At 67.3% G+C, this 19,441-nt stretch carries 17 protein-coding genes and 2 pseudogenes; 9 read left to right on the top strand and 10 right to left on the bottom strand.

What is annotated here, in order from left to right:
* Positions 1-630 precede the first annotated feature (630 nt).
* Positions 631-939 (top strand): annotated as a pseudogene (locus tag AC07FN_RS44265) (aldehyde dehydrogenase family protein); the annotation flags it as partial.
* Between the two features lie 35 nt (positions 940-974).
* On the opposite strand, the gene AC07FN_RS44260 reads toward AC07FN_RS44265, so the two are convergent.
* The 3 genes from AC07FN_RS44260 to AC07FN_RS44250 all read right to left on the bottom strand — a co-directional run bounded on the left by AC07FN_RS44260 (position 975) and on the right by AC07FN_RS44250 (position 4,375).
* A complete protein-coding gene (locus AC07FN_RS44260) occupies positions 975-3,239 on the bottom strand; it encodes a LuxR C-terminal-related transcriptional regulator (protein ID WP_478401100.1) in 2,265 nt (754 codons plus the stop codon).
* Positions 3,240-3,432: 193 nt separating this feature from the next.
* Positions 3,433-3,834, bottom strand: coding sequence for a GGDEF domain-containing protein (locus AC07FN_RS44255; protein WP_478401097.1), 402 nt, complete (start codon positions 3,832-3,834; stop codon positions 3,433-3,435).
* 4 nt (positions 3,835-3,838) lie between these two features.
* On the bottom strand, positions 3,839-4,375 hold the full coding sequence (locus AC07FN_RS44250; protein WP_478401096.1) for a PAS domain S-box protein: 537 nt from the start codon (positions 4,373-4,375) through the stop codon (positions 3,839-3,841).
* A gap of 148 nt (positions 4,376-4,523) precedes the next feature.
* Here AC07FN_RS44250 and istA point away from each other — a divergent pair, with 148 nt between their 5' ends.
* Genes istA through AC07FN_RS44235 form a run of 3 tightly spaced genes read left to right on the top strand, consistent with a single transcriptional unit; the run spans position 4,524 to position 7,066 of the window.
* Positions 4,524-5,879, top strand: coding sequence for an IS21 family transposase (istA, locus tag AC07FN_RS44245; protein ID WP_478401095.1), 1,356 nt, complete (start codon positions 4,524-4,526; stop codon positions 5,877-5,879).
* Positions 5,880-5,910: 31 nt separating this feature from the next.
* Complete coding sequence (gene istB / locus AC07FN_RS44240) at positions 5,911-6,699, top strand: IS21-like element helper ATPase IstB (RefSeq protein WP_452637561.1); 789 nt, start codon at positions 5,911-5,913, stop codon at positions 6,697-6,699.
* Complete coding sequence (locus AC07FN_RS44235) at positions 6,689-7,066, top strand: hypothetical protein (RefSeq protein WP_478401094.1); 378 nt, start codon at positions 6,689-6,691, stop codon at positions 7,064-7,066. Before istB ends, AC07FN_RS44235 begins: the two co-directional genes overlap by 11 nt.
* 20 nt (positions 7,067-7,086) lie before the next feature.
* Here the strand turns inward: AC07FN_RS44235 and AC07FN_RS44230 are convergent, their stop codons facing one another.
* On the bottom strand, positions 7,087-7,602 hold the full coding sequence (locus AC07FN_RS44230; protein WP_478401093.1) for a hypothetical protein: 516 nt from the start codon (positions 7,600-7,602) through the stop codon (positions 7,087-7,089).
* 146 nt (positions 7,603-7,748) lie between these two features.
* Between AC07FN_RS44230 and AC07FN_RS44225 the strand changes: the two genes are divergently transcribed.
* Entirely contained in the window at positions 7,749-8,156 is a 408-nt protein-coding gene (locus AC07FN_RS44225) for a hypothetical protein (protein WP_478401092.1), read from the top strand.
* Positions 8,157-8,167: 11 nt separating this feature from the next.
* Here AC07FN_RS44225 and AC07FN_RS44220 read toward each other — a convergent pair whose 3' ends face one another.
* The 5 genes and pseudogenes from AC07FN_RS44220 to AC07FN_RS44200 all read right to left on the bottom strand — a co-directional run.
* Positions 8,168-11,299, bottom strand: a complete 3,132-nt coding sequence (locus AC07FN_RS44220) for a winged helix-turn-helix domain-containing protein (protein WP_478401091.1) — start codon at positions 11,297-11,299, stop codon at positions 8,168-8,170.
* 39 nt (positions 11,300-11,338) lie between these two features.
* Positions 11,339-12,757, bottom strand: a complete 1,419-nt coding sequence (locus AC07FN_RS44215) for an MFS transporter (protein WP_478401090.1) — start codon at positions 12,755-12,757, stop codon at positions 11,339-11,341.
* Between the two features lie 88 nt (positions 12,758-12,845).
* Complete coding sequence (locus AC07FN_RS44210; RefSeq protein ID WP_478401089.1) at positions 12,846-13,655, bottom strand: alpha/beta fold hydrolase; 810 nt, start codon at positions 13,653-13,655, stop codon at positions 12,846-12,848.
* A 58-nt stretch (positions 13,656-13,713) separates the two neighbouring features.
* The gene (locus tag AC07FN_RS44205; RefSeq protein ID WP_478401099.1) at positions 13,714-14,568 is read right to left on the bottom strand and encodes an alpha/beta fold hydrolase; all 855 of its coding nucleotides are present in this window, start codon (positions 14,566-14,568) and stop codon (positions 13,714-13,716) included.
* Positions 14,569-14,655: 87 nt separating this feature from the next.
* Positions 14,656-14,815, bottom strand: a pseudogene (locus AC07FN_RS44200) (aldehyde dehydrogenase family protein); the annotation flags it as partial.
* A gap of 11 nt (positions 14,816-14,826) precedes the next feature.
* Between AC07FN_RS44200 and AC07FN_RS44195 the strand changes: the two are divergent.
* Together AC07FN_RS44195 and AC07FN_RS44190 are read left to right on the top strand one after the other, a co-directional pair.
* Positions 14,827-14,961, top strand: coding sequence for a helix-turn-helix domain-containing protein (locus AC07FN_RS44195; RefSeq protein ID WP_478401098.1), 135 nt, complete (start codon positions 14,827-14,829; stop codon positions 14,959-14,961).
* A gap of 80 nt (positions 14,962-15,041) precedes the next feature.
* A complete protein-coding gene (locus tag AC07FN_RS44190) occupies positions 15,042-15,749 on the top strand; it encodes an esterase/lipase family protein (protein WP_478401088.1) in 708 nt (235 codons plus the stop codon).
* Between the two features lie 206 nt (positions 15,750-15,955).
* Here the strand turns inward: AC07FN_RS44190 and AC07FN_RS44185 are convergent, their stop codons facing one another.
* Positions 15,956-18,073 carry a helix-turn-helix domain-containing protein gene (locus AC07FN_RS44185; protein ID WP_478401087.1) on the bottom strand — a complete coding sequence of 706 codons (2,118 nt, stop codon included), beginning with the start codon at positions 18,071-18,073 and terminating at the stop codon, positions 15,956-15,958.
* 39 nt (positions 18,074-18,112) lie between these two features.
* Between AC07FN_RS44185 and AC07FN_RS44180 the strand changes: the two genes are divergently transcribed.
* Together AC07FN_RS44180 and AC07FN_RS44175 are read left to right on the top strand one after the other, a co-directional pair.
* On the top strand, positions 18,113-18,928 hold the full coding sequence (locus AC07FN_RS44180; protein WP_478401086.1) for an N-acyl homoserine lactonase family protein: 816 nt from the start codon (positions 18,113-18,115) through the stop codon (positions 18,926-18,928).
* A 6-nt stretch (positions 18,929-18,934) separates the two neighbouring features.
* On the top strand, positions 18,935-19,360 hold the full coding sequence (locus AC07FN_RS44175) for an FmdB family zinc ribbon protein (RefSeq protein WP_478401085.1): 426 nt from the start codon (positions 18,935-18,937) through the stop codon (positions 19,358-19,360).
* The last annotated feature ends 81 nt before the right edge of the window (positions 19,361-19,441 follow it).

The raw sequence follows: 19,441 nt of genomic DNA, 5'->3' as shown, positions 1-19,441 counted from the left end.
TGCTCCAAAGCGTCTTACTGTGCTGGACCGGCGTTTGCCCCACATGCCAAAGAAAACTCCCCAAACGAAGACAAACTTAACGAAGTACTACTAGCAACATCGCACATACGTCTCGTCTTTGGCCTGGCGATCCGCCCGCGCCAGCGGTGTAAACACCCAGCTCGATCGAATGCTTTTTAGTCAGGTATTGGAGGTTGTGGTTTCGCTTGGGTTAGCGGTCGGGGTGTTGGTGCTTGCTACGCCAGTTGCGTTGGCGGGTCCTGAGTCGCCGTCGGTGCCGCCGGAGCAGGTGCGTCCGATGCCGGATAAGAGTATCGCGTTTTATGTTGGGAAGAACCGGAGTGAGAGCGGTGCGACACTGCTGGGCGGGTTCGGTCACGAACCGTCTGCGTCTGGTCACTGTGACCAACCCAGGTTTCACACCAACGCTTGATGAACTGACGATGAGGCACACACGAACACCGGTGTGCACGGCGCGGACTGCCTCGCTTGGAGGCCGACCTGATCACGATCGAGGTGTGCGAGATCCGCTATGCGAGGTCCAGGAGGTGATCGACATTTGGGTGTTCCCAGTGGGCCTGCCACGTCAACTGTGCCTCAGCGGCCCGGTGACCGCATCGCCGAGAGCCGGTGGGCGGTGACACAGTGGTCTGGAGCCCGTCGGTGCCCACCGCGCTGATTTCCCTGTCGGCCAAACACCGTCTCGCCCGGGTCTGCGACGAGTCCGGTGTTTCCGAGGACGTCCACAAGCTTGTGCTCGGCGCTCGCGGCGTCGGCGAGCAGCTGGTCGACAATCCCGCGGCGGCAGTGGCCAGTGCGACAGGGTCGACCCGGATGGGGCGGGAGGTTGGGCGGCGGGGCGCACGCGGTTCTCAAACTCGGCGGCACCAATGCGGCCACCCAAGCCAGCTTGTCGCAGCGGACTGGACTCTCTCGGCGCTGCTCTTTGGCGGCATGACTGGGGTTTCTGGCGGTCATTGTTGCGCGTGGTCGGTGACCCAGGTGGCGATTTGCAGGCGGGAGGTGAATCCGAGCTTGACGAGAATGTGCTCGACGTGGGTTTCCGCCGTGCGTCGGGAAATGACCAGACTGGCCGCGATCTCCTTGTTCGACTTGCCTTTCGCGATGAGGCTGGCGACTTCGCGTTCCCGCTTCGTCAGCGTCGACTCGGCTACGGGCACCTGCCGTGCTTCACGGGCGGGTGAAGGAGTTGTCGTCTCGCCCAGTGCATAGGAGATCGTCTCCTCCCGGGTTATCAGTGCGCCTTTCTGGCCGGCGGCGTCGAATGCTGCGTCGCCGAGTCGTTCGCGGACCTGTTCGTGCGCCTGTGCGCGCCAGGACAGCAGAGTCTCGGCGCCGAACAACGGAGTGCCGATCAGATCCCACAGTTTTCCGAGCGCGCCAAACAACACGCCAGCACGTTCGGAGTCCCCTTGAGTGGCCGCCACCCAGCTCAGCAACTCGAGGCAGCATGCGATGCCGAGCATGTCCTCAAGATCCTGCTTGGCATGAAGTGATGCCGACACGTGTAGGGCTGTCTCGGTGGCATTGCCCGCCGCCCACCAAGAGACTCCGACGTTCCACTCCGTCCAAGACAGTGCCCAGCGCTCTCCGAGCGGGGTGCAGACGAACTCGCACTCGCGCAGGAACTCCATGGCCCGGTCGACGTCTCCGCGCAGGCCTGCCCTTTGTGCCTGCACGGCGAAGACGATCAGCGCCGGGGCAGTCCAGTGGGCAGAAGCGCGGTGGCGGGCCAGGGCCTGGTCCAACAGCGGGCCTGCCCGGGCGAGGTTGTCGTCCCACATCTCGGTGTCGCCGAGAAACTGGAGCGCATAGGTCAACTCGGTCTCATTGCCCAACTGCTGGGCGAGGAAGCGGCTGTCGTTGAGCAGGGACAGCGAGCCGGCGCGGTCTCCGTGGAGGTGGGCGAGCCAACCGTCGATCCACAGTGCCCGGGCCCGCTCGCTGCTCGGTTCGGTGTCTGCGGCCAGCGCCCGGTCCAGCCAGCGGCGGCCTTCCCTGGCGTAGTCGAACCCCAACCACAGGAACCACAGGGCGGCTGTCATCCGCAGTGCCGTCCGCGCCTGGCCGGGAGTGGTCAGGCAATATTCCAACGCAGCCCAGAAGTTGGGGCGTTCGATGCGCAGGCGTTTGACCCAGTCGGCTTGTGCGGGGCCAGCGGAGCCGGCGTCGGACTGTTCGGCCAGAAGTAGGTAGTAGTCGCGGTGTCGGCGGCGTAGCGAGCTTTCCTCACCCGCTGCGGAGAGTTGCTCCTGGCCATACTGGCGGATGATCTCCAGCATCCGGTATCTGCTCCGCGGGTGTTGCTCGACGGAGGCGAGGATTGACTTGTCGATCAACCCGGCGATGCCGGTAAACACGTCATCGGTGGTCAAGCCGTCGTCGGCGCAAACGTGTTCGGCGGCGTCGAGGTCGAAGTCTCCGGCGAACACCGAGCAGCGAGCCCACAGCTGCCGCTCCTGGTACGTGCACAGGTCGAAGCTCCAGTCGACGGCGGCCCGCAGGCTCTGGTGCCGCGGACCGTCCGCGTGGTGCCTGCTGGTGAGGAGCTGAAAGCGGCTCTCCAGGCGGTCGAGGATTTCCTCGACTGACAGCACGCGCACGCGTGCTGCGGCGAGCTCGATGGCCAGCGGCACGCCGTCCAACCGCTGGCACAACCTGGCCACGGCGATCTCGTTGTCCTTGGTCAACGAAAATCCCGTTGACACTGCCGCGGCCCGGTCCTCGAACAACCTCAATGCCGCGTGATCCCGGGGCGGGGTCTCATTCGTGGCTTGCGAGTCCTCTGCGGTGGGCAGGGAAAGGGGTGGCACCCGGAAGATCTGTTCCCCGCTAGTCCCGATGGGCTCTCGGCTGGTCGCAAGCACACGCAACCCTGGGGCGGCGGATAGCAGCGTGGTGATCAGGTGACCACACGAGTCCAACAGGTGCTCGCAGTTGTCCAACACGAGCAACAGGTGCCGGTCGACCAGATACTCCGTCAGTACAGTGTCCAGGTCCCGCATCGACCGGTCCTGGAGACCGAGTGCGCCTATCACGGCGTGCGGAACCAGCGAGGGGTCCTGAACATCTGCGAGCTCCACCAGGTGTGTTCCGTCGGGGAAGGCTCGACGCAAGGTGTGCGCCACGTGGAGCGCTAGCCGCGACTTCCCTATGCCACCGAATCCTGTCAGGGTCACGAGCCGTGAGTCGGAGAGCGCTCGTTTTACGTCCGTCATCGCCTGGCGGCGCCCCACGAAGCTCGTCAGTTCGTGGGGGAGACCGCTGGCTTGATGGCGGACGCCCTGCGTCATTGGTCACCGCTCATTATCCGGAACCGCACTATCTATCCTAGAACGGTTCACGGGGTGTCGGTTGCGTCTTGCTCGTCATCGGAGGTCGGCACGAGCACCCAAGCGGTTTCCGGCAGATCTATTTGAGGGGCATTTCGGAGCAACGACAGTGTGCGCAATGGTGAGGCGCGTTGTCAGTGGTGCGCATGGTTCGCTTGTGCTGGTACATGTCCTGGTCGGCGTTGTGGAGAAGCATTTCAGGCCGGGGCGTGAAGTCTTCCGTGGTGGCGAGGCCAACGCTCGCGTGGACTGTCGTCCGCCATTGATCGATTTCAACGTCGATCTTCAGTTGTTCGACGATGTGATCACGGAAGTGTTGTGCTGATCGGATATCGGCGGTTCGGCGGACAAGGGCGAACTCATCACCGCCAATGCGGGCAACCGTATCGCCGGGACGGGCGGCGTCGAGTAGCGCGCCTGCAGCAGCCAGAATGACTTGATCGCCTGCCGAGTGGCCGTGGGCGTCATTGACTTGCTTCAACGCGTCAAGATCGATGACAAGGACCGCTACGACGCCCGGCCCGTCCATGGAGCTGACCGAGTTCGTGTCGCAGGCGGTCGCCGAGCAGGGTGCGGTTTGCCAAGCCGGTCAATGGATCATGCGTGGCGAGATGCATCAGGTGAGTGTCCGAGAAGAAATGATCGTCGAGGCTCTCGCAGTAGCTGACCAGATAGGCTGGCAGGCCATCAGTTCCGGAGATGACACTTGATCTGATCAGTACCCAGACGGGGTGCCCGTTCCGGTGCCGATAGCGTTGCTTCCGGGCCACGGCGTTCTCGCCGGCGCCGACCGAATCCGCCGAGATGGAACCTACGGGCCCTGCGTCGTCGGCGTAGACGATGTCGCTGTAGCGCAGTGACAGCATCTCGTGCCTGGTGTAGCCGAGTAGATTGCACCACGCGTTGTTGACGTCGATCCAGCGTCTGTTCAAATCCATCAGAGCAACCGCGATGGGTGCGTGGGTGAAGGCCCGTTCCCGGAGAGAGGTGGAAGCTCGCGGCTCCTGTCTCCGCTTCCCCACGCTGTTGATGGCGCTCTCTGAATAGGGTCAGTCCTGCTCTCTGAAATTCCCCAGTTGGGGTGTCCTGTCGGCGCGTCGTTTGCGCTGGTCAACGGCCTTCGGGCGACGGTTTCGGTGTTGATCACTGTGATCGTTGCCGGAGGCGTGGATGCTCACTCTGGAGGAAGACGTGGAGGCGCAGGCGTTGCGTGCTCAAGGCTGGTCGGTCTCGGCGATCGCCCGACATCTCGGGCGCGACCGCAAGACCATCCGCCGGTACTTGTCCGGCGAAGTCGTGCCGGGAAAACGACGGTCGGCAGCTGCGGACCCGTTCGAGCCGTTTGTCGGCTACTGCCGCGCCCGGCTGGACGACGACCCGCATCTGTGGGCGACGACGTTGTTGGACGAGATCGCCGAACTCGGCTACGACGGCGGCTACTCGACGTTCACCAGGGCGCTTCGCCGCTATCAGCTGCGCCCGCATTGCGAACCCTGTCAGGTTTCCCGCGGTCGTGACGTCGCGATCATCACCCACCCGCCGGGCGAGGAAACCCAGTGGGACTGGCTGGAGTTGCCGGACCCGCCGGCGAGTTGGGGCGCCGGGAAGCAGGCGCATCTGCTGGTCGGCGCGCTGGCGTACTCGAGCAAGTGGCGCGGGGTCCTGGCTGATGCCGAGGACTTCCCGCACCTGGTCGAGGCTCTTGATGCGGTGGTCCGTCGGCTCGGCGGGGTGACCCAGGTCTGGCGCTTTGACCGGATGGCGACGGTCTGCTACCCCTCATCCGGCCGGATCACGGCCGCGTTCGCCCAGGTCGCGAAGCACTACGGTGTCCGGTCGGTGACCTGCCCCCCGCGGCGCGGGAACCGCAAAGGCGTGGTCGAGAAGGCCAACCACTCGGCTGCTCAGCGCTGGTGGCGCACGCTCGGCGACGACGTCACGATCACCGAGGCACAGGCCGGGCTGGACCGGCTTGCCGCAAAGCTCGACATCCGCCGCCGGGTCCACGACGGCGAGCGCACCACCGTCGCCGGCCTGGCCGCGACCGAGCGACTGCATCAGCCGCCGCTGGTCGCGTTCCCGGCCGAGTTCGACCTCGGCCGGATCGTCACGCCGCAGGCGCTGATCTCCTTCCGCGGCAACTTCTACTCCGTCCCACCCGGCCTGGGCGGCGCGCAGGTTCAGGTCCGCCACCGGCTCGGCGCGGACGGGCTGAGGATCGTCACCGCGCGCGGCGCGACGGTCGCGGTTCACCGCCGCGCCCTGGACGGCGCTGGGCGGGTCGTCCGCGACGAAGGCCACGTGATCGCACTCGAACACGCTGCGATGGGCGCGTTCAGCACCGATCGGCCTTGCACCCACAAGACGCGCCGGCCGCCGTCGGCGGCGGCGTTGGCCGAGGCAGCGAAGCTGCGCGGCCTGCCCGCGACGGGGCCCGCTGCCCACGTCGTGATCGACCTGGCCACCTACGCCGCCACCGCGGCGAGGCTGGACAGCGCCCCCACCTATGAGTCCGAGGAGGACTGATCTTTTGTCCGGAAACCGTTCAGGGCCACAGATGAGCGAGGCCCGCCGCTATCAGCAACTCCGCTCGCACTTTTCCTACCTGAAGCTGGACAACGCCGCCGAAGCTCTGCCCCGGATTCTGGACCAGGCGCGCACCGAGAACCTGTCGATGACCGCGGCGCTGGAGCGGTTGCTGGAGATCGAGGTCAACGCCACCGAAGAACGCCGTCTCGCCGGCCGGTTGCGGTTCGCCTGCCTGCCCGATCCCTGGACCTTGGCGGACTTCGACTTCGCCGCTCAGCCCGGCGTCGACGAGAAACTCATCCGCGACCTGGCGACGCTGCGGTTCCTCGACGACGCCTCCAACGTGTTGTTCGTCGGGCCGCCCGGGGTCGGCAAGACGATGCTCGCCACCGCGCTCGCGCGCGGCACGGCCGAAGCCGGCAACAGGGTTTACTTCACCACCGCGGCCGACCTCGCCGCCCGCTGCCACAAAGCCGCGGTCGAGGGCCGCTGGCAGACCTGCATGCGGTTCTTCGCCGGACCGAAACTGCTCGTGATCGACGAGCTTGGCTATTTGCCGCTGCCCGGCGACGGGGCTTCGGCGTTGTTCCAGGTGATCAACCAGCGTTACCTCAAGTCGAGCACGATCCTGACAACGAACGTCGGGATCGCTGACTGGGCAACGGCTTTCGGCGACGCGACCGTCGCTGCCGCGATGCTGGACCGGTTGCTGCACCGCGCGACCGTGGTCGGCATCGACGGCCCATCTTACCGACTCCGGTCGCATCAGTCCACATCGGACAAGCTGCGCCAGGCGGTGAACGCGCATGTCTCCTGACCCACGCGACCCGAACTACAACGCGACCCGCAAGACCTGCCCGATCTGCTGGGAAGCGTTCATCGCCACCGGGCGGCAAGCAAAAACCCGGCTCTACTGCTCACCCGAGTGCAAACGCACCGCCGCCGCCCGCCGGGAGGTCGAGCGCACCACCCCTGCATCTAGCACCGCAAGGCCCTTCGGGGCACCGCCTCCGGCGCCGACCCCACCGGCGCCTGCGGCGCCGCTACCGCATATCGCGGCCCAGCGGGACTGCCCGCACTGCGGCGGCCCCGTCACCATCGTCGCGCTACTCACCACACCCGAAGCCGCCCGACCACAGATGCCCGTCGCCGCACCCGACGGAGTGATCCCGCTCCGCCGCTGACACCAGCTACGCTGCACTCCTCAACTGGCCCATTTCGGCGAGCGCGGCTGGCCCACTTCAGAGAGCGCCATCACTGTGGCTGCCTTGGCGTTCTGGCGTGTGCTTCGCTGCTCTAGCACGGTGGCCAGGCTGGCACGGCAGGATCGGATGATCTGTCTCGTCGCGGGAGTCTCGGGCGGGCGTTGGCAACGGGAACAGGTCACAGAAACGGACCCGCTCAATTCGTCCACTACGACGATCGCCTCGGCCTCGCACGTGCGGCACCAGCGATGCCCGGTGACGACGATGACGTGCACGGGCGAGGCGATGCACATGTGTGCCCATCGGCGATGGAAGTGGCAGGTGAGGCGTTCGTGGGGGGAGAGATTCTCGTGGTCTTCTGCGGCGAGGGCGTCGGCGAGCTGGCGATCGCGAAGGTGGCCGTAGCGATCGTCTACTCTGCCCGCGTTCGCGGGGGCGGGCTGAATCGGGCGCGGAATTCCTCCGTGCGGGTGTTCAGGGGCGCCTGACCGTTCGGCGCTGTACTGCAGGATCATGACACCCCCTCGGTCTGCCTTGGATAGCTTGCTTCAAGCCTCCTAGCCGGCATCGAGCCCCACCTCGATAGGAATGCGTAGTCCGATACGTATCCTTGCTGGGGCCTGATGACACGAGGGCAGCCGCGGTCGCTCAGGCCACCCACATGCTGGCCGAACTACGGGCGCTGCATCGCCCCGACTGGAGTCCGCCCCGCCTTGACGACGTCGAGGCCGTCGGACAGCCGCACTGCCACCACCACGCCGTCATGGGCTGGGAGACCGACGATCGGCTGCTGCGTGAGGCCGGCGCATCGGTGCACACGGTCGGCGGATGCTGCGGCCTCGTCGGCAACTTCGGCGCCGAGCGCGGTCACTACGACGTCTCCGTCAAGGTCGCCGAAAACGCGCTCTTGCCCGCGGTACGCGAACTGCCCGGCGATGGCGTGGTCCTGGCCGACGGTTTTTTCTGCCGGACCCAGCTCGGCCATCTCACCGATCGCCGTGGCAAGCATCTCGCCGAACTGCTCGCCGACCGGCTGCCTGCGGCGGATGGCGGAACACCGCAGAGCTGACGGCCGGTTCGCTAGCTGGCCCGCTGCCCCGGGTCGCTGTCGAGCGTCCACGTGGGCCTGATGCCCAGCTCCTCCTCGAAGAGTCGCTCACACTCGCGGAAGGCCCGGTGGGCACTGGCGGAGTCGCCTGCGGCGAGGTAGGACGCAGCTACGAGTTCGTGGGCGGGCTCGACGAATGGGTCGTGGGCGAGGAGGCGTTGGCATGCGGCGATGGCCGCGATGTGATCGCCAGCCTCCAGCAGCGACTCCGCGGTCGCCAGCGTGAGTTCGCGGAACCGGACGGCCAGCTCGTCCCGTACCGGGATTGCCCATTCGAAGGCTGGAAAGTCGTGGAGGAAGGGCTGCTGGTAGGCGTCCAGCGCCTTCTGCCTGCCGCTTATGTCGCTCTTTCCGGAGGCGAGGAGCCGGTCGGCGTCGGTGCGGAAGTCGTCGGCGTCGATGCGGACGCTGTACGGGTCGAGCCAGATCCGGTCCGCGGAGGTGCGCACCAAGCGGGTGGGCTCGCGTGGTGCCCGGTCGGGCTCGAGGACATGGTGCAGCGAATGCAGGGCCACCCGGAACCTGACGGCCGCCTTGTCGCGTGGCAGTTCCGGCCACAGCTTGTCGAGAAGCTCCGAACGGCTCTGGGAGTGGCGCTCGCTCGCGCACAACAGGAGCAGGATCTCGACCGCTTTACGCCGGCTGAACGACTCCTCGGTCAGGGTGGTGCCGCCGCGGCGGACCGCGAATCCGTTGAGCGTCGTGATGCGAAGTGCGGGCTCCGCTGCTGGAGAAGGGGCGGCGGTCGCGTCCGTCGGGCGGTCGATTCGCTCTCGCAGGTAGGCCGCGTGGGTGGAGGCGCGGCCACCCGCCCGCGCCGCGTCGAGCCATGTCAGCCGGGCGGCGTCGTCCGTGATCCCGAGCCAGCCGGGGGTCAGCCAGATGTCGGTGAGGCTCAGAGTCACCGTGCGGTCCAGGACGTCCTGTGCCCGGGCCTCGAACCTGGCTCGGTCGCCCTCGGCGAGGTCGAGCGCGGCCAGCCATTGGTCGCAGAGCAGCGGGATGAGCGCGTCGCCGCAGTCGAGCGCCTGCTCCTGGGCCTGCTCGAGCCATTCGCGGGCGGTTGGGTCGTGCCGGCTCGCCAGTGCGGCGCCGAGTGCCAGTCTGGCCATGGCCTCGAGGTAGCGGTCGCCGGCCGCGGCCAGGGTCTCGATCGCGTCGAGGCCGAAGCGCAGCGTGTCCTCGGGTCGGCCCAGCCGGTCGGCGAGGACCGTCAGGCCCATGAGGGGCTCGGCCCGGAAACGGTCGATGCCAAGCCGCTCGGCGCTCTCCAGGGCTTCGAGTAGGTGCTGCTGGGCTTGTCGGGCGTCGGTGGGGCCGGAGCCGGTGATGAGGGCCAGCCCCAGGCGACCGGTTGAGACGCAGGTGAGCAAGGGGGAGCGCAGGTCGCGTCCCAGGTCGATTCCGGTCCGGGCGTGCTCGGCCGCCCGATCGGTGTGTCCCAGGAGCGCGTGTATCCAGGCGAGCAGGGCCGAGCTCTCGCGGTGGGCCATCGGGATGCGGTTGTGGGCGCCGGTGTACCGCTCGAGGAGTTTGCGGGCCTCAAGCAGCCGGCCCTGGCGTACGAGCAGCCGGGGGCGCAGGGCGTGGGCGGCGTCTGCACCATCGAGGAGCCGCTCGGCGTGCGTGAGGTGGCCGTGGTTGATTTCGTTCTCGATGCGCTGCGCAATGAACTCGTGCTGGTCCGGGCCGGCGGCCGTAAGCCGCTCGAGGACCTCCTCGGCGCGGGCGGAGTGGACGGTGTCGAGATGAACGGCGAGCTCTGCCCCGAGTGCCTTGCGGAGGTTGTCGCCGCCATCGGGGCCGCTGAGCTGTCCGGCCCGGTGCGCGAGGTCGACCGCCTCGTCGAACCGGCTGCTCAGGCGGACCGCGTGGCTGCGGGCGGCCAGCAGCGCCGGGTGCTCGTCCAGGGCGGAGCCGAGATCGTCCGTCAGCGCCAGGAGCGTCAGGTGACGGCCGCTGGTCAGCAGCTGCCCGGCGATCGCGGCCACGTCCCGCGCGGCGGCCTCGGGTTGCTGCGCTGCCAGGGCATGCGCGGCCGCCCGTTCGTACTCCCCTCGGCCGCGGTGGTGGCCGGCCGCGGCCGCGTGCAGTTCGCGCCGCCGTGCGGGGTCGATCTGGCTCCGAAGGAACTGGCGGAACAAGTGGTGCATCCGGTAGGAGCCTGCGTCGGTTTCGGCGCAGAACAGCCCCGCGGCCGCGATCCTGCGCAGCGTACGTGCCGCCGCCGCCACCGTGGTGTTGGCCACGGCCGCGCAGGCACCGGGCGTGAGCGGGGACAGGACGGAGACGTCGAGGAGGAACCGTTGCACGTCCAGGGGCTGCTCGGCGAAGACCTGGTTGCCGAGGAAGTCGAAGGCGGCGTCTCGCCCAGCGGGCAGCGCGGCGAGCAGTTCCTCGGCGTCGTGATGGCCGCGGTGCAGCCGGCGGCCGAGCAGGGACAGCGCGATCGGCCAGCCCTCGGTCTCCTCGACGATGACCTCGATCACCGTGGGCGGCAGGCTGACCCCGAAGCGCGAGCGAAGGTAGGCGAGGGTCTCGTCGTCGTCGAACGCCAGCAGGGCACGGTCGATGGTGCGTACCGCGTCGTATCCGGTGTTCCGGCCTCCCCAGGTCTCGGGGTCGAGGTGGGTCCGCGACGTCGCGACGATCTGGACTGTGGCCGGGAGTACGTCCAGGAGCCGGCCGACGACCGCGTCCACCGGAGAGCCGTGGACGACGTGGTAGTCGTCGAGGACGAGGTATCTCCCGCCCACTGCGGTCCACTTGTCGATCCGGTCCAGTGCGCGGTCGAGCAGAGCGGACCAGCTGCCGTGCGGGGAGTCCGGCGTTTCGGCCACTTCCGGCGTGGTCGTGACGGAGGCCGTGAGGTGCGCGAGGAAAGTGTGCGGATCGCGGTCCGCGGGGGTCAGGGCGTACCAGGCCCGGTGGGTGCCGGCGGTGACGGCGTCCACGAAGGTGGTTTTGCCGTACCCGGCGTCCGCCTCGACGCAGACCAGGGGCACGTCGGCCGCGGCGGAGAAGGCGGCCGCAGCGCGGGGTCGTGCGATCCGCGCCGCGACCGGCCGTGGCGGCCGCAGCCGGGTACGGACGATCTCGGTCACCACCGCATCGTATGCCCGCTCCGCGGCCATGAGGTCCTCCTATCGCTGGGCGCCCGCGAGATGCGCCGTGCCCGGCGTGCCTGCGGCATCAGCGCCTGGAACCGCCTGTGGATCACGTCGTACGGAAGCTGGGTTGGTCTCCCGCAGCCGCCAGGTGCACCAGGCTGTCACCAGTGCCATCGCGGCGATGAAGAGGGACACCGGCCAGGTCGTGCCGGTCCGGGCGATGAGCGCCGTCATGAGGACCGGTGTGCCGCCGCTGACGGTGATCGCGGCGAGCTGGTAGGCGAGCGAGGCGCCGGAGAGCCGCACCCGGGGTGCGAAGAGCTCGCCCAGGTAGGCCGCGAGCGGACCGAAGGTCAGGGACTGTAAGACCGCGCCGACGCTGACGGCGACGAGGACCAGCCACAGGCTCGCCGTGTCCACCAGCCAGAAGTACGGGAAGGCCCAGAGAACGAGCGCGACGGCGCCCACCATGATGACGGGGCGACGACCGAACCGGTCGGAGGCGGCCCCGGCGGCGAGCGTCGCCGCCACCGCCACCAGGGAGCTCAGCAGCGACCCGGTGAGCAGTGCCTCGCGGTCCATGCCGAGCTCGGCGGTGGCATAGGCCAGGACGCCGGTGTTGCTGATGTAGAAGAGGCTGTTGGTGGCCGCGAGCAGACCGCAGCCCAGTAGGACCGCGCGCCAGTGATCGCGTATCGCTTCCTTCAGCGGGGCCTGTGCCACCTTCGGGCGGGCACTTTGCTCGGCGCTGCGCTGCAGCTGCTGGAACTCCGGGGTGTCCTCGACCTTGGTCTGGATGTAGAGCACGACCGGGAACAGCAGGGCGCTGCAGAAGAACGGTACGCGCCAGCCCCAGTTCAGGAACGTGTCGTCGGACGTCAGTTTGGTGGTGATCAGGAAGGCCGAGTTGCCCAGGATGATGCCGAGCGGCACGCCCATCTGCCCGAATGTCCCGGCGAACCCGCGCCGCTTGGGACTCGCCGACTCCGTCAGCAGCAACACGATGCCGCCCCACTGACCGCCGCACGCCAAGCCCTGCGCGAACCGCAGCACCACCAGAAGCATCGGCGCGGCCAGGCCGATGGTGCCGGCGCCGGGCAGACAGCCGATCAGGAAGGTGGCCAGCCCCATGCCCAGCAGGGCGACCACGACCACGGGCTTGCGCCCGTGCCGGTCGCCGAGGTGGCCGGCGAGCGCCCCGCCGAGCGGCCTGGCGAGGAAGCCCGCCCAGAACGTGCTGAACGAGAGCAGTGTCCCCATCAGCGCGGAGGAGTGGGGGAAGAACACATGCGGAAAGACGAGGGCGGCGGCGGTGCCGTAAAGGAAGAAGTCGTACCACTCGATCGAGCTGCCGATCAGGCCGGCGGCGAGCAGCTTGCGCTGCGCACGCCGGGACAGCTGCTCGGGCTCACTCGCGGGGGTAGGTGGGCCTGATGCCTCTTGGGGGGTCATGTGCGGCTCCTTGTTCGGAGAAGGCCGGGGTTGGCCGGGGACATGCGGCGGGCTGAATCGCGCACCGGGCGTGCTGAGTTCCCACGCCTCAGTTGCCGGTGATGAAGCCGGCCAGAGCGGCGTTCCACTCCATGCGTTCCTCGATGAACGCGACATGGCCCCTGTTCTCGAAATGGGTGAGGGACGCACGGGGGATGTCCTTGGCGACCACCTCTGACCACTGGGGGTCCCAGATCTGGTCGTGGCGGCCGCTGAAGGCGGCGACGGGGATCGTGATGTCCGCAAGACCGGGACGCAGGTCCTCGTCCAGGAGCGCCTCGAAGGATTTGAGTCCCACGAACGCCGGCACCTGGAGCCCGATGCGGATCAGCCAGTCCCGGGTCGAGTCGAGGTCGGTGCGGTGGAAGTTCTGGCCGTAAAGGCCCTGGATCGTCTCCACCCTGCTGTAGCGCACGGCGTCGCACAGCGCCTGCGCACTGTCGGCAGCGCCGCCGTAGGGCGCGTCGGACGCCTGCAGAAAGCGGGGACCGGACCCGGTGACGACGAGACGTGTGACCGGCGCGCCGATGGTCTGCACGAACTTCAGGCCGATGTGGCCGCCCATGGACCAGCCCACCAAGGTGACGTCCTCAAGGGACAGCTCGCTCATCAGCGTGGCCAGGTCGGCGCAGAACGTGGCGTATCCGTAGTCGCCCCAGGGCTTGTCCGACGCGCCGTGGCCGCGCAGGTCGACAGTGATCACGCGGAACCGGTCGGCCAGGTCGAGCACCTGGTAGTCCCAGACGTCCCCGCTGCCGCCCCAGCCGTGCACGAAGACGATGGGGCGGCCTTCGCCGCGGTCCTCGTAGGCCATGCGGACACCGGGTGCCACCTCGACGTACGGCATGTGCTTCTCCACGTTGAGATCCCTGCGAATGGTGAGGTGGCGAGTGTGCGGCTGCGGCGTTACGCCGTAGTTACAGCGCCGGGGCGGCGCCGACGCTCGCGAGATGGTTGCGAATGACCGCGTTGACGTCGCCGGGGCGCTCCAGCCAGCACAGGTGGCCGGCGCCCTGGAGGCCGGTCAGGTGTGCCTTGGGCAGGCGGCGGCCGAGCGCGGCGAGGTTTTCGAAAGGCACGACGCGGTCGGCGGTGCCGTGGATCCCGGTAACCGGCTGGTCCGGCCGCGCACCCCGCACCCCGTGGGTGAGGAATTCCTCGCCCGCTGCCGACTGCGCTGCCCATGCTTCGGGCGGTACGGGCGACGCCAGGCGGGCGGCCAGCAGCTCCGCGTACTCCCGAGGGTGCTCCTCGGTCCAGCCTGGAGCGAAGGAGTTCGGCATGGTCTGCCGCGCGAACTCATCCCCGGGCAGCTGCGCGTGGTCGCGCCACAGCGTGGCCGTTTCCTCGGGCACGGGAAGCGCGCCGGGACCACCGGGCGAACTGGCGATCATGACCACCGACGCCACCAAGTCAGGGTGCGCCGAGGCCAGCTGCAACGAGATGTATCCCCCCATCGAGGTGCCCACCACGTGGGTTCGGCGAGCGCCCAGCGAGCGCAGCACGGCCGCGGCGTCGTCGGCCATGGTGTCGATGGAATACAGACCGGGCGGGGCGTCGGATTGGCCGGTGCCGCGGTTGTGGAGCAGCACCAGCCGGTATTCCGCGGCGAGGTCGGCTCGCTGCGGAGCGAAGCTCCATGGCCCGTACCCGAGTCCTGGGACAAGCAGCAGGGTCGCCGCCGCGGGCCGCGCGGGAACGAAGACCTCTGCCGCGATCTTGGCCCCGTCGGGAGCGGTCGTGTACATCGGCCCGGCGTCACCGTCCTCCACCAGTGCCTCCTCAAGTCGTGGTCGGCGCTGAGGATCGGCGGCACCCGTTTCATCAGCGTTACAGCCCGGGTGGAACCGTCTGGGTCGCAGAGCGATGCCGGTGAGTACCACGACGCTCGTTGGTGTAGTCGTCGATCGCGGAGCGGACGCCCTCGCGGCCGACGCCTGACTGCTTCACCCCGCCGTACGGCATCTGGTCCGCGCGGTAGGAGGGCACGTCGACGATGACACCGCCGACTCCGAGTTCGCCCCAGCACCGTGCGCCAGCGCCTCGACAAGCTCGAGCGCCTGCTGGGCACTGACTGGCGAGATGGCACCCGCGTACTCGACTTCCACCTCGCCCTGCGCCTGTGGCAGCTCTCCAGCTCTGACGCGTCTGTAACCCCTCTGTAACGCGGATATCTAGCGTTCCGGCCGCGATGGATCGCACGAGCCGCCTCATGCGATCCGCATCCCCCACCAAAGGAGCAGACATGAGCCGCACTGCCGATTCCTTTGCCGGGCGCCGCATTCGCCCCGCACTCATAGCCCTCGCCGTCGCGGGCGCGCTCACCGCCGGTGGCGTGCTGGCCGACTCGCGCGCCGAGGCAGCGGAAAACACCCCGGTCGTCTTCGTACACGGCTACGGCGGGAGCGCGTCCAACTGGAGCACTGCGAAGTCTTCGTTCGAGGCGGTCGGCTACGCGGCCGGCGACCTGTTCACCTACGAGTACACCTCCACGCAGTCCAACAAGACCAGCGCAGAAGGCTTGGCCGCCTACGTGGAGCAGGTACTGGCCACCACCGGAGCCAGCAAGGTCGACATCGTCAACCACTCCATGGGCGGCATGGTCACCAGTTGGTACCTCAAGGAGCTCGGCGGGCAGCCGTACGTGGAGCATGTGGCCTCGCTGGCCGGCGCCAATCACGGCAGCTACAACGCTGCTTCCTGCCAGAGCAACGTCTCGTGTCAGGAGATGTACCCCGGCTCATCCTTCCTGACCACGGTCAACTCCGGCGACGAGACCCCCGGCGACACCAAGTACGCCACCTGGTACTCGTCCTGTGACGGGATGATCAACCCCTACACCAGCACAATTCTCGACGGGGCTACCAACAACTCCGTGGCATGCGCGACGCACATGGCCTTTCTCACTGACTCGGCAATCCTCGGTGCCGTAGAGCAGTTCCTTGCAACCTGACGCGATCGGGCACACCCCCAAGCGCGCCCTGGCCGTCGGCATCGAGTACCGACCGCCAGGGCGCAGCACTGTCACCGCTGGACCAGACCGCCGTTGACGCTGATGGTTCGCCTGTGGCCCCATCGCTGCTTGTGGTCGACGTCTGTCGGGTGGTCAGCCGCAGGCCGGGCAGTTTTCGAAACTCAAACCGCATGTCTCCGACCGTGTCAAGCATTCGTCCCAATCTGATCACCGAAAGGTCCAGTCGGGTTGGGGTCTTCCGTCTGCGCTTGCACGAGTTCCTCACCGGTGCCCGCGGTCCGCAGTCGCCACATCCGCAGGGCGACGTGGCTGTCGAGCATCCGGCTTCCACGCCGCCAGTCAGTTCCGAGCAGCTGGTCGATGCGTTCGAGCCGTTGCCGGACGGTGTTCAGGTGCACTTTCAGCCGTTGTGCGGTCGGCGCTAGGCTCGATCCGGTGTCGAGGAAGGTCCATGCCGTGAACGTCAGATCGGTGTTGCGGTGCCGGTCGTAGTCGAGGATCGGGCCGAGCTGGACCTCGACGAAATCTTGCGCCAAGCGCCGGTCCGAGAGCCCCAGCAGGATTCCGGCCGTTCCCAAATGTGTCAGATCCGCTGCCTCGCCTTCGCGGCCGAGGACTTCGAGTGCGTTAACGATCGCTTGCGCGTAGCGGTGCCCACGTCGGACTCCCGCCAGGCCGTTGACCGGTCCGGAGCAACCGATGGTTGCGGTGATGTCGGCGGCTTTCAGTGCCTTCAGCGCTCCCTGCCCGTCCAGCAGGGCGACCTCTCCCGGTGTCACGAGGCACAGGTGTCCTTCGTGCAGCGAAACCAGGCCGGAACGTTCGTGCAGGTATGTGCGCAGTACGACCAGCGCTCTGTAGCGTTGTTCGACCGCAACGTCGACGATGTGCACGCACCATGGTCCGTCCGGCGTGAGGCGGTATTGGGACACGCGGCGGCGAATTGCCGGACCGTGGTCGGACCGCTCGGCGAGCATGTCGTCGATGAGCTCGCGTTGCTGGTGATCCTCGGCATCGAGGACCACCTGCTCGAAGAGCAGCAGGATGCTGAGGTATACCGCCGATCGTTCGACTAGAGCGGTCGAGGGCGGCAACGGTTCGGCGACGAGCAGGGCGCCGAGGCATTCCGAACCCGCGGTCGCAGCGACCAGTGTCCAGGGCTCGCCCGCGACTCTGAGCTCGACCGCGCCGCGGGAGTTCGCCGAGCGGGCAGCGGCTTGCTGGATTCCCGTGATGTCATCGGTGATCAGTTCGTCCCTCGAACTCGTGATCAGCGTGCCGGTGGCATCGACGACAGCCACGTCGGACCGCAGGAACTCTGCCAGCAGGGGAACGATCTTTTCCACGCTTTTGGACTCGAGCAGGGCGGCTGTCAGGACTTCGTCGAGCCGGACCAGGTCCTGCAGAGCCTGTAGGTGTTCGAGATTGCGGGATCGGGCCTCGTCGAGGGCTGATAGTGCCTCCCCCATCTCGCCGAAGGCCCGGGCATTCTCCAACGCGACGGCGGCATGGGCGCCGATCGACTCGACGAAGGCCACGTCATCGCTGCTGAAGGTGTGCCGGTGCCGGTTCGCCACGAGCAGCGCACCGATCACGGTCCCGCTGGCCCGCAGCGGGACACCCATGATCGCCTTCACTCCCTCGCCTGCGACGGCGTCGTCGATCTCCGGTATGTGGATGAACGTCTCGTCGGTGAGGTAGTCCTCGGTCTGCGCCGGCGACGCACCGCGGGCGACCTTGCCGAGCACCCCGGCCCCCAGCGGCATGCGGATGGCCCGATACGCAGCGGTGGTGACACCGTCGGCCATCCGGATGTAGGTCTGCCGCCGCTCGTCGTCGTTGAGGCTGATGTAGGCCATGTCCGTGCCCATCAGCGATCGGGTCCGGCGAACGATCGCACTGAGGATGGCCTCGACGTCGCGGATCGCGGTCAGATCCGTCGCGGTTGCATGCAGCGTGCGCAACAGCGCCTCACGGCGCCTCGCCTCCCACAGCGAGTTGTTGACCCGGCGCAGCGCAGCTGCGGCACGTGGGTCCTTCGTCCCAGTGCGGTGCGAGGCTAGAACGTTCTCCAGTTCCAGCGGCGCAATGCCCTTGTCGAGAAACTCGAGCAGTGCGGGCAGGCCCTTGTCGTCCTCCGGCGAGTTCGCGCCAGTCACGCAACGAGCGTAGCCCATCTCTCGGTGTCCTGAGTACACACAGATGAACGTCAAGTATGGCATCTCGTGCCATATACAGCCCATATGCAGAGCTGGAGAATTGCTCCTCGCTGAGACGCCATTCACACCTAGGCGTTCATTCACACATCAGCATTCTTAGTCAGACAAACAAGGGCGATTGTCATGGCAAATAGCATGAAGGTCCACGTGCTCTCCACCGGTGTCATGGAAACCGATTACACGTGGCTGCTGCTCAAGGGCGGGAAGACGATCGTCGACCGCCATCACCGCAACACCCGCCCGGTCTGGGAGGACTGTCCCACGCACGCTGTGCTCATCGAGCACCCAGAGGGACGCATCCTGTGGGACACCGGCGTGCCCAGGGATTGGGAGACCCGATGGGCTCCGACCGGATTCCAGGACTTCTTCCCGGTGCAGGACGATCCCGAAGGCCCCGGCTACCTGGACTCCGCGCTTGCGCAACTCGAGCTGACCCCCGACGACATCGACATGCTGGTGCTCTCGCACCTGCACTTCGACCACGCTGCCAACGCGAAGATGTTCGATCCCAAGCGCACCAGGATCATCGCCAACTCAAACGAAATCGATGGTGCACTGGCCATCGACGGCGCCTTCAAGGGCGCGCACCTGGTTTCAGACTACGAGGGCCTGCCGCTGGAAGCGGTGTCGGGTGACGTGGAGATCGTTCCCGGCGTGAGCGTCATCGAAACTCCCGGTCACACTTGGGGCACCATGTCCCTGCGGGTCGACCTTCCCGAGGACGGGACGAAGATCTTCACCTCGGACGCGGTGTACCTCAACGAGAGCTGGGGGCCTCCCGCAGTGGGCGCGGCGATCGTGTGGGACAACCTCAAGTGGTTGGAATCGGTGGAGAAGCTGCGCACGATCGCCGACAAGACCGGCGCCGAGGTGGTCTTCGGCCATGATGCCGACCAGTTCTCGCAGCTGCGTGTCGCCCCCACGGGGTTCTACCGGTAGGCCACGATGATTCTCTACGACTTCACCTGCGCCGACGGTCATCGGTTCGAAGCGGGGCTTGCATCGATGCACTCGCCAGATCCCGTCTGTCCGGTCTGCCGACGTCCTTCGTCGCGCCGCCCGTCCGCAGTGACCATGGCCGGCCAAGCGAACCCCGGCCCGTCCCGGGACGAGATGCCGCGCAGCTGGCAAGCCGTCCGCGGAGGAGATCGGTCCACTATGGACGGCTGGCGGAAACTGGTTGCGGAACGCGAAAAACTCGAGCAGAAGTATCCCGAGCTCGCCGGTGATCGTCGACCGGTGCTCGCGCACGAAGGCATCTTCGCCAGCAACCCGCTGAGGGTCGGCGACGACATCCCATCCCGTGTGACTGATGCAATCACCGAGACGAAAACAACCAAGCAAGCAGAGATTCCCTCTAAGAGTTCCTAGCAAAAGGACCACTGGTTGTGTCTGGGTTTCCTTGATCGTGGATCATGGTTGGGTGAGGAAGGGTGAGCAGCCGCCGTGGAT

It is taken from the genome of Saccharopolyspora sp. NPDC045941 (genome assembly GCF_056431445.1).
The sequence above is the reverse complement of the archived record's forward strand: the minus strand, read 5'-3'. Positions and strand labels throughout refer to the sequence as shown.